This is a genomic window from Syntrophorhabdaceae bacterium (assembly GCA_036504895.1).
In the GTDB taxonomy this organism is placed as follows: domain Bacteria; phylum Desulfobacterota; class Syntrophorhabdia; order Syntrophorhabdales; family Syntrophorhabdaceae; genus PNOM01.
This window is the reverse complement of record DASXUJ010000067.1, coordinates 22930-36467: the sequence shown is the minus strand read 5'-3', so window position 1 is coordinate 36467 and position 13538 is coordinate 22930. Positions and strand designations below refer to the sequence as shown.

Below are 13538 nucleotides of genomic sequence, written 5' to 3'. Positions count from 1 at the left end.
GGTAAAAGCTCAAAGGTCCGACGGTCCGGGACCGGCGATCTTACTCGCCTCGACTACCACGATCTTATTTTGAACCTGTGAAACACCCGGGGCGGACCAGGCAGTCCGCTCCGCTTCTTCGCGCTCAGCCCAGGAGCGGACTTCTCCTAAAAGGGTGATGGTCCCATCCTGTGCCTCCACTTCAATATTGTCCTCATCGAGCTCCACAAGCCGGCTCAGGGCTTCGCCGATCTTGGAACGGACATCTATGGGAGTAGGTTTTGCCTGCACCACGATCTGGTTCGTGATGCCTTTTACTCCTCGTAAGCTGCGTACTATCTCTTCTGCGATCCGGCGCTCATGCTGCTCTTCCACGGTACCGTCCAGCGTGATCCAGCCTTTGGCTGCCGTGGCACGAATGCTTTCCGGCGGTATGGCAACATTCCATTCAAAGTGGAAAGCTATGGCGGCGACCAATTCCTGGTCCGATCGCTCATCCCGCGGAGGCAGAAGGACTCCGATGTCATTCACCACTGCCCTCACGCCGGCTATTTTCTTTGCACCCCATTCAGCGATCCATTTCTGACGGAGGTCCCGGACCGCGCCGCGGAGGGTCACCACTCCCCCTTTGACGGTTACTGCGATCTGGGATGCATTGATCATGGGTTCGAAGTCGAGTTCGTTCAGTACATCGTGCTGGATTTTCAGGTCGCTTTTCATATCCGGTCTCTCCTTTGCAGAGCGAGCCTGGGCGGCTGCGCCGTCTGAAAACATGGCTCCACTATAGAATATAATACGGCGGTGCCCTTTTTTAAACGGTTCTTTCTCTTTTCCAACCAATTTTATTCATTTTTTCTCAAAGATATTCCTTCGATTGGGCAAAAGAGCCCGCGAAGCTCTTTCGCGGAATGGTCTCTTTCTTTCCCGAGACGCGCCTTAAGGCGGATGGAGGCTCAGTCGGCTTTGCCGGCTGAGGGGGCGACGTGTTAGTACTGAGCATGCGACACGCGGTAACATTTACGCGTAGCGCAGAACGAACGACAAGGAGAATCCATCCCGCGCGTGTAGCTCGCACCGCGAGCGAGACCAACAGTAGCCAAAAGTAGGTGCCTTAAGCAGCGCCTTAAGCGGGGGGAGGCACCAGTTAGCAGTGAGCATGCGACACGCGGTAACATTTACGCGTAGCGCAGAACGAACGACAAGGAGAATCCATCCCGCGCGTGTAGCTCGCACCGCGAGCGAGAGGGGGAGGCTCAGCCGGCTTTGCCGGCTGAGGGGGCGACGTGAGCCCCTTATAACTTGAAGCTTAAACAATTCTGTGCTATTACATGGGCATAGAATGTGATTTAAAGGAGGATCTGGGTATGGGAGAGGTTGACGAGAAGGGCAAGGGAAAATGCAAGACCGATATGCTGACGGCCCACGACTTCAGGAGCGAAATCCCTCCCATAGTAGACCGCATCGTGGCGTCGCACAATCAGGAGGGCCGGTTCAGTCACCTCGGTCTGGAGCCCATTCCCTCAAGAATCACTGTGATCGACATCATCGGCAGGGCCATGAGAATCATCTATCCCGGCTATTTTTCCAATACGAATCTCGACGAGGTAAATGTACGATATTACTTCGGGCAACATGTAATAGAGCTTTTTCAGATACTCTCGGAGCAGATCACCTTCGCCCTCAGGCATGACTGCATGCGCTTCGATCTCGACTGTGCCCGTTGCGATGAAAGCGGAAAGAGGGCAGCCCTCAATTTCGTCGATGATATTCCGCGCCTTCAGGGTATGCTTTCCAAAGATATTGTGGCGGCCTATGAAGGCGATCCCGCGTCAAAATATTACGATGAGATTATCTTCAGCTACCCCGGCCTCTTCGCTATTACCGTCTACCGTATCGCCCATCAGCTCTACGAGCAGGGTGTGCCCCTCATCCCCCGAATGATGACTGAATACGCCCACGGCCTCACGGGAATAGACATCCATCCGGGCGTGGAGATCGGAGAGAGCTTTTTCATCGACCACGGCACAGGCGTGGTTATCGGAGAGACCACGATCATCGGCAACAGGGTGAGGATCTACCAGGGAGTGACCATAGGCGCCCTCTCCCTTCCCAAAGAAGAGGTCGAGCATTTGAGAATGAGAAAACGCCACCCGACGATCGAGGACGATGTAATCATTTACGCCAATGCCACTATACTGGGTGGCACCACGGTAATAGGCGCCCGCTCCGTCATAGGCGGCAACGTCTGGCTCACCGAGACCGTACCCCCTGACACGCAGGTATTTCTGAAGCGGCCGGAATTGATTATAAAAAAGAAGGAACCGGTCTCTAGTCACTAGTATATAGTATATAGTAACTGCGTGAAAAGGCGGGGCTGCTTAGCCGGCGAGGTAGTTCAGGCGGCTTTCTATCTCGTTTCTGGGGACGAAGCCGTTTACACGGTTTACTAATCTTCCGCTACTGAAGAAGATCAGGGTGGGGGTGCCGGTGATCTGGTATTGGGAGGGGATGGCGCGGTTGGTCGTGATATCGATCCTGGCGAATTTGACCCTGCCCGCGTATCGACCGACGAATTCTTCCATAATGGGTGCAAGCTTTCGGCTGTAGCCGCAGGTGGGGGAGTAAAACTCCAATGTAACCGGACCGGGAAAATCGGTCACTTCTTCTTTAAAACTCCGGTCGGTCACGCTGATAGCCCCTTCGGGGAAGGCCCCCTTGGGCGCAAGGGGGGAGCCGCATTTTCCGCATACTGCCTTTTGCCCCCATCTTGCCTTGGGAATCCGGTTTTTCGCTCCGCAACGGGGACAGTGAACAATAAAATTTGAGGTCATATTTATAAATATGGGTAGTCGTTTTACAATGTCAAGTCAGGTGGGGGAGGAAGCACACATATTGTACCCTTTTATAAACAATTGACAAGATGGTTTTCATGACGTAACTTGATTGTAAGGGGGCAGTCTCGCGGCCTTCTTGTAGGCCGACCCTAATCCTGCCGGGGGTAAAGTCATGAAAGAGACACTTCGACGGCTTCTTGAGGCCCTTTCCCGCAGTCTACCCGAAATCCCTTTCGCCGTGCAGTTCTGGGACGGAGAGCATTTCAACCTGAACGGCGACGAGCCGGCATTCACGCTCCGTTTCAGCACAAAAGAGTCGGCCCGGAGTATTTTCCAAAAAGGGACTTTAGGTTTTGCCGAAGAATATATGAACGGCAATATTATGATAGAAGGGGATTTCGGAGAGGTCATGCGACTCGGCATGGACCCGCTCATTCAGTACATGAAGCTTTCTTTGGGGACCCGACTCGCCCTCCTGACCCAACACATCAAATCGCTCAATACCCCCCGAGGGTCCAGGAGAAATATAACTCATCATTATGACAAGGGAAATGACTTTTACCAGACCTTTCTCGATGAGAGTCTCACCTATTCGTGCGCCTATTTCCATGTTCCCGAAAATACCCTTGAAGAGGCCCAGGCGCAGAAATATGAACACATATGCCGGAAACTGGACCTGAGAGAAGGTGAGACCCTGGTGGACATCGGATGCGGGTGGGGAGGAATGCTAATTTATGCTGCCTCCCGGTACGGGATAAAGGGCACAGGATGCTCCCTCTCGAAGGAGCAGGTCGAGCTTGCCCGAAAGCGGGTGGAAGAGGCGGGATTAGAGGGGAAAGTAGAGATCCTTCTCAAAGATTACAGGGAAGTGGAAGGCACTTTCGATAAATTTGTTTCCATCGGAATGTTTGAGCACGTGGGGAAGGGGTTTATCCCCCTCTTTACCGAAAAAATGAAGGCCCTGCTTAAACCCGGAGGCGCGGGCCTCCTTCATACGATCGGAAAGGAACAGGCGTCTCCCGGCGACCCTTGGGTCATGAAGTATATCTTTCCCGGAGGCTATATCCCCAACCTCCCCACAATAGTGGAAGTAATGGGGAAAAAGGGGCTTGTCCCCCAGGATATCGAAAACCTGCGCCTTCATTACGCATTGACCCTCGATAAGTGGGCAGAAAGATTTGAACGGAAAGCGGATCAGATTAAAGAAATGTTCGACGAAAAATTCGTCCGCATGTGGCGGCTATACCTCAACGGCTGCGCAGCAGCCTTCCGTGCAGGAGAGCTAAGGCTCTATCAGATCCTTTTTACCAACGGACTGAATAACAACTACCCCCTAACCCGCTCCCACGTCTACCGCAGTTAAAGGGGCTCACGTCGCCCCCTCCACGGGCAAAGCCCGCGGAGCCATCCCCTCGCGCTCGCCGTGCGAGCTACATCACGCCGGCCGGGCGTGAGGAACACCGCTTGCAGCTTTCCGCTTCACTGTTTTCGGGACGAGCGAACTTCCGCGGGCTGGATTCTTCCGCAGCTACGTCGTTGCCTGCGTCGTCACTCTCCTCGACGGCAATTAATGGGGCTCACGTCGCCCCCTCCACGGGCAAAGCCCGCGAAGCCACCCCCTCGCGCTCGCCGTGCGAGCTACATCACGTCGGCCCGGCTTGAGGTGTGTGCCTCGAAATGTTCCGCTTCTGGGTCTTCAGGGTGAGCGAACTTTGGAGTACGCCGCTTAAAGCGCCTACTGTTGGCTTCGTCGGCTCCTCCTTGTCGCCTTGATATGAGAAAGAATATGACCCGGCGCCGCTAACATGGCACTAACTACTAACGGCCTTTCTTTCTATCGCTGACTTATTGCCTCTTTTGGCAGTTACTATATACTAACGACTAGAGACTAGAGACTAGCGACTAGAGACTAGAGACTAGAGACTAGAGACTAGCGACTAGCGACTAGAGACTAGAGACTAGAGACTAGCGACTAGCGACTGCCCTTATTCACTTGGTATCACCAATGCCAATATATTTCTCGACTGCTTGGCGTCTCTCCTGTACTCTATGTTTCTCACTGCTTTTTTTATGGCTTTCAGTGAGGGGGGAGGACCGTCTTCCACGAAGTCGGCGCTTTCGGGGAAGGGGCTGCCGGCGAGGAGCATGTTGAACCGTTTGCCTGTATCGATAATGTTCACGAGGAGCGCAGGGGCGTCGACGAACTCGCACGTGATCGTGATCTCGCCTTCCCCGTCGGCGCAGGAGAAGCGGAGGATATTCTCGATCACCTCGATCGTGCCTTGCCTCAGGGCCTCTATCTTCGTGTCGTTGAACCCGCCTTCCCATGCCTGGTGGGCGAGGAATTCAACCAGTTCCTGTATCGATTCCCTTTTTGCGGGCAGGGTAATATCGTCGGGTGCTGCTGAGCCGTCGCGTCTTTTCATCAACATCTTTTCACTCCTTTTCATGTATCTTATTGTGCACGAAGAGTATTTTACACGTAGCTGCGTCCAATAGCAAGGCTTCGGCTGCGAATGGCCGAAACAACGGATTCTTCTTGATATCCGCACCTGTCGTGCCTACTATTGTAACAGGTATTTGTTATGAGAAAAGCAGGACCATAGAGTGTGGCGCAAGGGAGGCGCCCGGAGCGGACCTTTGGAACAATGACGGGGCTCGTTCGAAGAGATGATATCCATGGACGATATACTTCAAAAATTTGATCTGTCAGGGGAGCAATCGGGAGCAGGGTCGGGCTCGGCGCTGCTTTGCGGCGGCGAGATGCACGAATCGGTTTCGCCCATTGACGGACGCGTTATCGGGAGGGTCCGGTGCGCCAATGAGGATGACTACGAGCACGTCATGCTCCGCGCGCGCCACGCCTTTGAACAATGGCGGATTGTCCCGGCGCCGAAGCGGGGGGAGTTGGTGAGGAAGCTGGGATACGCCTTCCGCGAACATAAGAAGGAGCTCGCCGCCCTCATCAGCCTCGAAATGGGGAAGGTCCTTGCCGAGGCGGAAGGGGAGGTGCAGGAAGTGATAGACATGGCCGATCTGGCGGCGGGCCAATCGAGAATGCTTTACGGCCTTGCCATGCATAGCGAGCGGCCGGGGCACCGGATGTTCGAGCAGTGGCATCCGCTGGGGCCGGTGGGAGTGGTCACGGCCTTTAATTTTCCCGTGGCCGTATGGGCGTGGAATGCGATGCTTTCTCTAATTGCGGGCGATACGGTGGTCTGGAAACCATCGTCCAAGGTCCCTCTTACCGCCATTGCCGTCATGAAGATCGCCTGGGGTGTCCTTAGCGAAAACGGGCTTCCCGAAGGGGTGCTGAACCTCCTGATCGGACCGGGTGGAACTATCGGAGAGGCCCTTGTCTGCGATAGCCGCATCCCCCTCCTCTCCTTCACCGGGAGTGTGGAGACGGGGCGCCGCGCGGCTTCCGAGGTAGCGGCCCGGCTGGGCCGGACCATCCTGGAATTGGGAGGGAACAACGGCGCGATCGTAACCCCCGGCGCCGATCTCGATCTGGCGGTAAAGGCCGTCCTCTTCAGCGCCGTAGGCACTTCCGGCCAGCGTTGCACTACCATGCGCCGGATCATCGTCCATCAGACCGTCTATAATGCCTTTGTAAAGTCCCTCATCAGTGCGTACAAGCAGGTGAGTATCGGAAACCCCCTCGATGCGGGTACCCTGATGGGCCCCCTCGTGGACCGGGAGGCGGCCGATACCATGCAGGCGGCCCTTCTCACGATAGAGAAACAAGGCGGCCGCATACTTTATGGAGGAGATATGCTTTTGGGGGAGGGATATGAGTCGGGCGCCTACGTGACGCCCTGTCTGGCGGAAGTACCGGCTGACGTACCTATCGTCAGGGAAGAGACCTTTGCCCCCATCCTCTATGTCATGCGGTACACAAGCCTGGAGGAAGCGATCCGGTGTCATAATGAAGTGCCCCAGGGGCTCTCGTCCGCAATTTTTACCCACGATCTCAAGGAGGCCGAGCTGTTCCTCAGCCAGAAAGGCTCCGACTGCGGCATCGCCTGCGTCAATATGGGCACCTCAGGGGCTGAGATCGGCGGGGCTTTCGGCGGTGAAAAGGATACGGGAGGCGGAAGGGAAGCGGGCTCCGATGCGTGGAAGGCCTACATGCGCCGCCAGACCTGCACCATCAACTGGTCCGGTGAGCTGGCCCTGGCCCAGGGGGTCCGGTTCGGGGCAACCTGAATTCAGCGGCCGGAACCGGTGCGGGGGAAGAGATTTTCTATTGCCGCCCGGGCGGACTCCTTGCGTAATTGCAGAATTTCGTTGTATTGATCGATGAGGGTGCGGCAGCGCCCGATATCAGCCGCAACGGCAGGTCCGTCTCCTGCCCTGTCCGACCGGACCGCCGACTTCAGTCCCTCGTCGCGTGCCTTCCGGAGCGCAACAACTTCACTTCTCCCATGGATCTCCCTCGAGAGGATAAGGAATGATTCGACGGCAATTTTGTTGAGCTCTCCTATTGTCATTCCTTCGAAGGACGCGGCGCCGGCGATGCCCATATGGGCGAGAATAACAAGGGCGGTCCCGGTGAGGCAGAGGAACTGTTTACATGCGGGGAGGCCTGCTTCATCGCCCGCATCGTGAACCATGCACTTTTTTTGGCTCAGGAACATGCAGGGCCTGGCGCTCTCGTTGATCCACATGAGGGTCCGGTAGTCCGGCCCCGGGGGAAGGTCCCGGAGCAGAGCCCTCTCTATAAAAGAATCGGAACGGCCGGGGAAGAAGACCGAATGCCCTTCACCCTCTTTTATAAAAAAGGGTGGGGGAACGAGCTCCCTCACGTGGGCCTCGCCGTAAAAAGGAAGCCGGTCGACGAACTGATCGAAGGATAAGGAGTTTTCCCGGAGATATTCCTTTATGGCACGAAGCTTCCATGCGCCGATCACCACGCCGTGGCGCACCATGGGGCCCGTGAAATGGCAGCAATAGGCGGGGCAGCCTGCGACGGGGCACGATGAGCGGGTGAGGGCCTCATGGTCCGACCTGAGGGACCGGGCGACCTGATCCGCCAATAGCCGTAGCTCCCGGTTCTTTATGGGGGCCTCGGAAAGGCGTTCAACCATTTCCGTGTCGTCGAACGTGTTCCGTACGGTCAGGATAGCTGCCCTTAGCTCCTCTATGCGGCCATAATTACCATCCAGGCTTATGGCCTTGCCGAGATCGGAAGAGGCGCCTTCCGGGTCTCCCGCGGCACGTCTCAGGAGGCTCCTTTCGTAATAATAATCTGCAACCTCCGGCGCGAGAACGATGGCGCGACTAATCTCGTCGAGGGCGTCGTCGATCTGCCCTCTGCCGGCGAGGGCCATACTCAGGTCATAACGGGCGTAAGGAGTATCCTCGTAAAGGAGCGCCCGGCGCAGGGCCTCCTCGGCCTCCTGAAACCGCCCTTCTTCACAAAGTACCGCGCCCAGGCTGTGGAAATATTTTTCTTCGAGACCCCACGGGTCCCGGCCCCCTTCGTGGGTAACGATCGATTTCTCCTGTTCATGTTCTTTCGCGGGTCGGCCCGGGGTAAGCTTCATAACTGCAACAGTCTACCTTTTTCGTGGTCCGGAGTAAATGAGGGAGGAGATGACTTTTTCTTTGACCGGGACCGGAGATGATGGTAATTTTTTGGTGTCTGCCATAATGCCGGAAAAGGGGAGGTCAGAACGATGCGGAATCTGTTGATCGCGGTTGCAGTGCTCGTGGTATGGACCGGAAGTGTATCTGCCGAATGGAAAGAAGGGCTCTGGGAGATCACCTCAAAGGTGGATATGCCGGGGATGCCCAAGGATATCCCGGCCACGACCATGCAGCAGTGCATTACGAAGAAGGATATGACCCCCATGCCCACCAACAGATCGGGTGGCACGGAATGTACGAGGAAAGAGCAGAAGCTCGCGGGAGACACGGTCACCTATCTCATGGAATGCAAGAGCAAGGACGGGGGGACTATGGAGAGTGGGGGCAAGATGACCTTCAAGGGCAACAGCTTCGAAGGCACAAGCGTGACCACCATGACCCGTAAAGGCCAGCCGCCGATGAAGATGAATGGAAAGATGTCGGGGAAATACCTGGGGCCTTGCGCGAAGTGATGGAATCCTGACGCCGCGCCATTCACCTTTTTCAGGGTCCCTACCGGTCAATCCGGGGCTCAGGGGGCCTTAATGCGGCGGCTTCGGCTTTGCAGTCGCGGGAAGGCTTCAATCCCTTTGCCCGCGCGGCCGAGATCTCTTCACGGGCGGCGGCGAGCTCCTTCAGGAAATCAGGGTCTCCATGGAGCCTCGCCGTCACGGCCGCGCCCAGGATAAAACCCGCATTCACGTCGCTTTGCCAATGGACGCCGCATATCATGCGGCTTTCACCGAAGGCGATACCCCGCTCGAAGATCCTCTCCGCCCGGTCGGGAACGATCTCGGCAAGGATGAGGGCCCACATCCACCCCGCCGCCGCATGACTCGATGGATAAGAGCCATTCCTTCTGAGATAGATCTGGTCGGCGGGGGCGCACGTGGAATCCCCGTAAAATATGAAGGGGCGGGTTCGCGGGTATTGGTCTTTGGCGCGCGAGACAGTGCGGCTCGCATCGATCCGTGCCCTCGCCATGAGGTTGAAGAGCCGGGGAGTTGCCTCGGCCGTGATGGGCGCGTCTATGGCGCAGGAAAAGGCATGCGGAGCCCCGGCGGTCCTGAGGTCCCCATCCGTCCTCGCGAGATCCCAGCGCGGCGTGCCCCGAAGCTTCCGTGTCGCCCGATATGCCTCCTCATCGGCCGCAAAAGCGGCTGACGTCCCGGCCGGTGGGGCCCGATTCAGCGCGGCACTGTCGGGCACATCGCGGACCGGAAGAAAACCGGTGAGCTCTTTCTCGTGATTTGCCGTAGGGGAAATGTCCCCGGCCGCGCATCCTGTGGTACACAGGAGCAAGCCCAGTAAGAGCGCGATCAGCCGCAGCCCGGTCCCGGGGGCCGATCTTTGCCGGTTGGGGAAAGAGAAAAGTGTCTGCCCGCGGGGCATGGGAATACCTTTCATATCACTCTCGCCTATAGTTAAAGATAATTATTGCGCGGAATATTTCAGCCCGTCACCGGAAGGCGCCGGCATATGGCTATCCGAATTCGGAGATTTGCCACTCTTCGTAATGCCTGCTGGAAAGCTCTGCGATGAACCTCGAGGGCTTCGTGATGATGTGGCCTACCTGACGGTCAAAGACAATGAGGGGATAACAGAGGTACAGCTCGTCCATGGCGCGGGTCGCGGCTACATAGAAGAGCCTCCGCTCCTCCTCGATACTCCCTTCCTCCACCGCCTTCGGGTTTGGAAACCTTCCTTCGGCGCACCAGATGATGAATACGGCCTTCCACTCGAGCCCTTTCGCCTGATGGACCGTGCTCAGGATCACCCGCTCGTCTTCCTTTTCCCCCGCGTTTTCGATCTCCTCGCCCGTAATGCCGCCCATAAGGGAAAGCTCGGCGAGAAAGGTCTCGAGGGAGTGATACTGGGATGAGAAGTTCATGAGCTGGCCGATATCCTCGAGCCGCGCCTCATGGTTGGGGTAGTTGTATTTCACATACTCCCCGTATCCGTTCTCGAGGATGGCGGAGATCATGTCCGCCGGGGCCTCCCGCTCGTGGAGGCGGGAGAGCTCGCGGAAGAGCTTCGCCCACGTGGCCACGCTTTCTTTCTGCACGCTCTTGAACACTTCTCCCAGTTTCCCCGTGGTGAGAAGCTCTACGGGGTTTTGAGAGGACCTCACATAGGCATAGATCCTTTCCGCGGTCCTCTTCCCGATCTTCGGGAAGAGCTGGAGCATTCTTTTCCAGGAGACTTCATCGTCCGGGTTGACCACGACCCTGAGAAAGGAGACCACATCCTTGATATGGGCCTGCTCGAAAAATCGCAATCCGCTCCGTATCTCAAAAGGGATATCCCTCCGGGTAAGCTCCATCTGAAGCTCCATGCAGTGGTAATGGGCGCGGTAGAGGACGGCGATCTCCCTCAATGGCACCCCCTCGTCCCGAAGCTCGAGTATCCTCTGGGCCACGAACTCTGCCTGCTGTATCACGTCCCGGGAGGGGGCAACCGCCGGTATGATGCCGCTCTCTTTTACGCTTCGAAGCTCCTTTGCGAACTGCTTCATGTTTTTTGAAATGGAATTATTCGCAAGACCGAGGATCTCCGGGGTGCTCCTGTAATTCGTTTCGAGCTTGAATACCCGCGCCTCCGGGTATTTTTTCGGGAATTCGAGGATGTTCTGGAAATCGGCCCCCCGAAAGGAGTAGATACTCTGGGCGTCGTCCCCCACTACCATGACCTGCCTGTTGATGAGGCCCATGAAATCGATAATCTCCGCCTGGATCCTGTTCGTATCCTGGTACTCATCGACCAGGATATGGGAGAAGGCCATGGCATAGAACTTTCTCAGGTCCTCATGGTCCGCGAGGAGCTTATGCCAGAAGGAGAGGAGGTCGTCGAAGTCCATGGCATTCGCCGCCCGTTTCTTCTCCTCATACTTACGGCGGAGCATGACGATCTCTTCCGTGAGGTCGGCGAAGTAGGGGAACCTCTCATCTATGGCTGTTTCCACGTCAGCCATCGTATTTACCGAATAACTTATGATATCCTTTATCACGCTGCCCTTAGGGAACCTTCGGGCTTTACGATCGATATTCGACTCCTTTACCGCCGCCTCGATCAAGTCCTTGGCGTCTTCATTGTCGAGGATGGAGAAATTCCGCCTGAAGCCCACGAGCTCCGCATGTTTCCGGAGGAGGAGGTTACCGATATGGTGGAAGGTGCCGCCCCAGATGGAACGCGTGTCGATCTTCATGAGGTGCTCGACCCGGTGGAGCATCTCTCGGGCCGCCTTATTCGTAAAGGTGAGAAGAAGGATACTCGAAGGAGAGACACCTTGTTCGAGGAGGCGTGCCACCCTATAGGTGACCACTCGTGTCTTGCCGCTGCCCGCCCCCGCGATGACGAGCACGGGACCCGGTTCAGCCAGGACTACCTGGAGCTGCTCTTCGTTTAGTTCCTGCTCGTAGGGGATATGAAAGGAGCCCTTCGTCACGTCCTTGTGGAGGGTATATTTTTTCATACAGTTTTAAAGTATGCGCCACTATGCACCGCAAGTCAAGGAGCGCGCAAAAGCCTATCATGATTGGCGCGCCGCGATGGTGAGGCGCCTTTCGAGCCGGCCGGAAGGAGGTCTGAAGCAGGTGCTTCGATGGTATGCCGGGTTGGCTGCATTTTGTTCCCTGATGCCTCGAGGGCACATGAAGGCACAGGGTAATATCAGATGAAGCCATGGAGGGATATCAGGGGAAGGCATGGGGATAAAATGACAGTGAAGGCGGAGAGCTTTCCACCCCCTTCATTTCGGGGGCTTCTCCTCATGGATTTGATGGTCCACTGAATGCCTTTCCGAGGAAAGGGGCAGCGACTCCAAGGGCGGACGCCCCGACAGGCATCTGTCCCCGCTGTCTATTTTTGACAGTCGGGGCAGAGTCCTGTCTGTTTGTAAGCTACCCAACCTTCAGTAGTAAACATCCCGGGAGAGACGCAATGGTTACAGCCTGTGCATTGAAAACGCATAAAGGCTTTTGCGGCCATAGCGCGTCTGGTATTGTCTCCTCCGGATTTGTCGACCTTTGACGGTCTCATTACTTTGCGTTGCTGCATGGCGCCTCCTGTCACCCATTTGGTGAAAATGTTCAGGTTGACCTTTGGGCTCCGATGCCCTCAACCTCTTTGTCTTGTCCGGGCCGGGACAAATCGTCCGCAAACCTGCACATAAGCATTTTCGGGTTATACTCGATTCTCATGTGCGGTAAGAGCTTCGAAAAGCCCGGCCCGACAGCTACGAGCGGGCTTTACCCTCTTTCGACGTTCGCCGCGGCAGGACCCTTGGGGCCGGCCACGACCTCGAAACTTACCCTGTCGCCTTCGCTCAGCGATTTATAACCGCTGGTTCTGATCGCAGAGTAATGCACAAACACGTCATTGCCTTCGTCCTGGGCGATAAAACCGAACCCCTTTGCGTCATTGAACCATTTCACCGTTCCATTGGCCATAGTTATACCTCTTTCATTTTAGTATTATAAAGCCCTTATAAACCTAAAACTAAGATGTGATGAAATTGAAGTCAAGAGCCCCGGGCATAATAAAATTGCCCCTGTGCCTCATTTTACGCACCCGGATCGGTAACCGGTGGTGACCCGGTCCCCGCATCGGAATATGGGAGTTGCCGGATTCAGAGGAATGATTACCATTTAGATAACGACCGGAGGAGATATGGATTACATCCTCGAGAACCTGGCAATCGGCAATTTCGACGAGGCGACGGCCCCTGCCGTTGATATCGACGCCCTGCTCTGTGTGGCCGGAGAAAAAGAGCTCTCCTTCGTGCGGCGCCTCTACTGCAAAGTCCCCCTGGAGGATATGCAGCCGATCCCCGCGCCGCAACTAATTCAGGCAGTCCGTTTCATCCGGGAGTATATAGCGGATCACAGGATCATGGTCTTCTGCAACGCGGGAGTAGGGCGGGCGCCGTCCGTCGTGGTCGCCTATCTTTGTTGCATTGAAAACTACGGATTCGGAGAGGCCGTCGAATTCGCCGCATCCAGAAAGCCGTACATGTCGATCCTTCCCGATCTCATTCTCAGTATTGATAAGGCAAAAGGGCTTTTGGCCCGCCCAAGGGCGAAATCCGCGTGAGGT

12 protein-coding genes are annotated in these 13538 nt (G+C 56.1%); 5 read left to right on the top strand and 7 right to left on the bottom strand.

Going from position 1 to position 13538, the window contains the following annotated elements; translation table 11 throughout:
- Nucleotides 1-9: 9 nt before the first annotated feature.
- Nucleotides 10-699: a BON domain-containing protein gene (locus VGJ94_09470; protein ID HEY3276837.1), complete on the bottom strand. Its 690-nt coding sequence runs from the start codon at nucleotides 697-699 to the stop codon at nucleotides 10-12.
- 644 nt (nucleotides 700-1343) lie between these two features.
- On the opposite strand from VGJ94_09470, the gene epsC reads away from it, so the two are divergent.
- The gene (epsC, locus tag VGJ94_09465; protein ID HEY3276836.1) at nucleotides 1344-2318 is read left to right on the top strand and encodes a serine O-acetyltransferase EpsC; all 975 of its coding nucleotides are present in this window, start codon (nucleotides 1344-1346) and stop codon (nucleotides 2316-2318) included.
- A 39-nt stretch (nucleotides 2319-2357) separates the two neighbouring features.
- Here the strand turns inward: epsC and VGJ94_09460 are convergent, their stop codons facing one another.
- Nucleotides 2358-2666: a thioredoxin domain-containing protein gene (locus tag VGJ94_09460; GenBank protein ID HEY3276835.1), complete on the bottom strand. Its 309-nt coding sequence runs from the start codon at nucleotides 2664-2666 to the stop codon at nucleotides 2358-2360.
- Nucleotides 2667-2985: 319 nt separating this feature from the next.
- Between VGJ94_09460 and VGJ94_09455 the strand changes: the two genes are divergently transcribed.
- Nucleotides 2986-4176, top strand: coding sequence for a cyclopropane-fatty-acyl-phospholipid synthase family protein (locus VGJ94_09455; protein HEY3276834.1), 1191 nt, complete (start codon nucleotides 2986-2988; stop codon nucleotides 4174-4176).
- 622 nt (nucleotides 4177-4798) lie between these two features.
- Here VGJ94_09455 and VGJ94_09450 read toward each other — a convergent pair.
- Nucleotides 4799-5245: a hypothetical protein gene (locus VGJ94_09450; GenBank protein HEY3276833.1), complete on the bottom strand. Its 447-nt coding sequence runs from the start codon at nucleotides 5243-5245 to the stop codon at nucleotides 4799-4801.
- Between the two features lie 247 nt (nucleotides 5246-5492).
- On the opposite strand from VGJ94_09450, the gene VGJ94_09445 reads away from it, so the two are divergent.
- Nucleotides 5493-7022, top strand: a complete 1530-nt coding sequence (locus VGJ94_09445; GenBank protein ID HEY3276832.1) for an aldehyde dehydrogenase family protein — start codon at nucleotides 5493-5495, stop codon at nucleotides 7020-7022.
- Nucleotides 7023-7024: 2 nt separating this feature from the next.
- On the opposite strand, the gene VGJ94_09440 is transcribed toward VGJ94_09445, so the two are convergent.
- Nucleotides 7025-8362, bottom strand: coding sequence for a tetratricopeptide repeat protein (locus VGJ94_09440; GenBank protein ID HEY3276831.1), 1338 nt, complete (start codon nucleotides 8360-8362; stop codon nucleotides 7025-7027).
- Nucleotides 8363-8494: 132 nt separating this feature from the next.
- Here VGJ94_09440 and VGJ94_09435 point away from each other — a divergent pair, with 132 nt between their 5' ends.
- Nucleotides 8495-8917 (top strand): DUF3617 family protein, encoded by a 423-nt coding sequence (locus tag VGJ94_09435; GenBank protein HEY3276830.1) that lies wholly within the window; start codon nucleotides 8495-8497, stop codon nucleotides 8915-8917.
- A 40-nt stretch (nucleotides 8918-8957) separates the two neighbouring features.
- Here VGJ94_09435 and VGJ94_09430 read toward each other — a convergent pair whose 3' ends face one another.
- The 3 genes from VGJ94_09430 to VGJ94_09420 form a co-directional block, all read right to left on the bottom strand.
- A complete protein-coding gene (locus VGJ94_09430) occupies nucleotides 8958-9851 on the bottom strand; it encodes a phosphatase PAP2 family protein (protein ID HEY3276829.1) in 894 nt (297 codons plus the stop codon).
- A gap of 76 nt (nucleotides 9852-9927) precedes the next feature.
- Nucleotides 9928-11916 carry an ATP-dependent helicase gene (locus tag VGJ94_09425; GenBank protein ID HEY3276828.1) on the bottom strand — a complete coding sequence of 663 codons (1989 nt, stop codon included), beginning with the start codon at nucleotides 11914-11916 and terminating at the stop codon, nucleotides 9928-9930.
- Between the two features lie 775 nt (nucleotides 11917-12691).
- Nucleotides 12692-12898: a cold-shock protein gene (locus VGJ94_09420; protein ID HEY3276827.1), complete on the bottom strand. Its 207-nt coding sequence runs from the start codon at nucleotides 12896-12898 to the stop codon at nucleotides 12692-12694.
- Between the two features lie 214 nt (nucleotides 12899-13112).
- On the opposite strand from VGJ94_09420, the gene VGJ94_09415 reads away from it, so the two are divergent.
- A complete protein-coding gene (locus VGJ94_09415) occupies nucleotides 13113-13535 on the top strand; it encodes a dual specificity protein phosphatase (protein ID HEY3276826.1) in 423 nt (140 codons plus the stop codon).
- Nucleotides 13536-13538 lie beyond the last annotated feature (3 nt).

Excerpts from the sequence above, each read along its gene's own strand:
- VGJ94_09470 (HEY3276837.1), bottom strand. The coding sequence starts at position 699 with ATGAAAAGCGACCTGAAAATCCAGCACGATGTACTGAACGAACTCGAC.
- epsC (HEY3276836.1), top strand. The coding sequence starts at position 1,344 with ATGGGAGAGGTTGACGAGAAGGGCAAGGGAAAATGCAAGACCGATATG.
- VGJ94_09455 (HEY3276834.1), top strand. The coding sequence starts at position 2,986 with ATGAAAGAGACACTTCGACGGCTTCTTGAGGCCCTTTCCCGCAGTCTA.
- VGJ94_09450 (HEY3276833.1), bottom strand. The coding sequence starts at position 5,245 with ATGTTGATGAAAAGACGCGACGGCTCAGCAGCACCCGACGATATTACC.
- VGJ94_09445 (HEY3276832.1), top strand. The coding sequence starts at position 5,493 with ATGGACGATATACTTCAAAAATTTGATCTGTCAGGGGAGCAATCGGGA.
- VGJ94_09440 (HEY3276831.1), bottom strand. The coding sequence starts at position 8,362 with ATGAAGCTTACCCCGGGCCGACCCGCGAAAGAACATGAACAGGAGAAA.
- VGJ94_09435 (HEY3276830.1), top strand. The coding sequence starts at position 8,495 with ATGCGGAATCTGTTGATCGCGGTTGCAGTGCTCGTGGTATGGACCGGA.
- VGJ94_09430 (HEY3276829.1), bottom strand. The coding sequence starts at position 9,851 with ATGAAAGGTATTCCCATGCCCCGCGGGCAGACACTTTTCTCTTTCCCC.
- VGJ94_09425 (HEY3276828.1), bottom strand. The coding sequence starts at position 11,916 with ATGAAAAAATATACCCTCCACAAGGACGTGACGAAGGGCTCCTTTCAT.
- VGJ94_09415 (HEY3276826.1), top strand. The coding sequence starts at position 13,113 with ATGGATTACATCCTCGAGAACCTGGCAATCGGCAATTTCGACGAGGCG.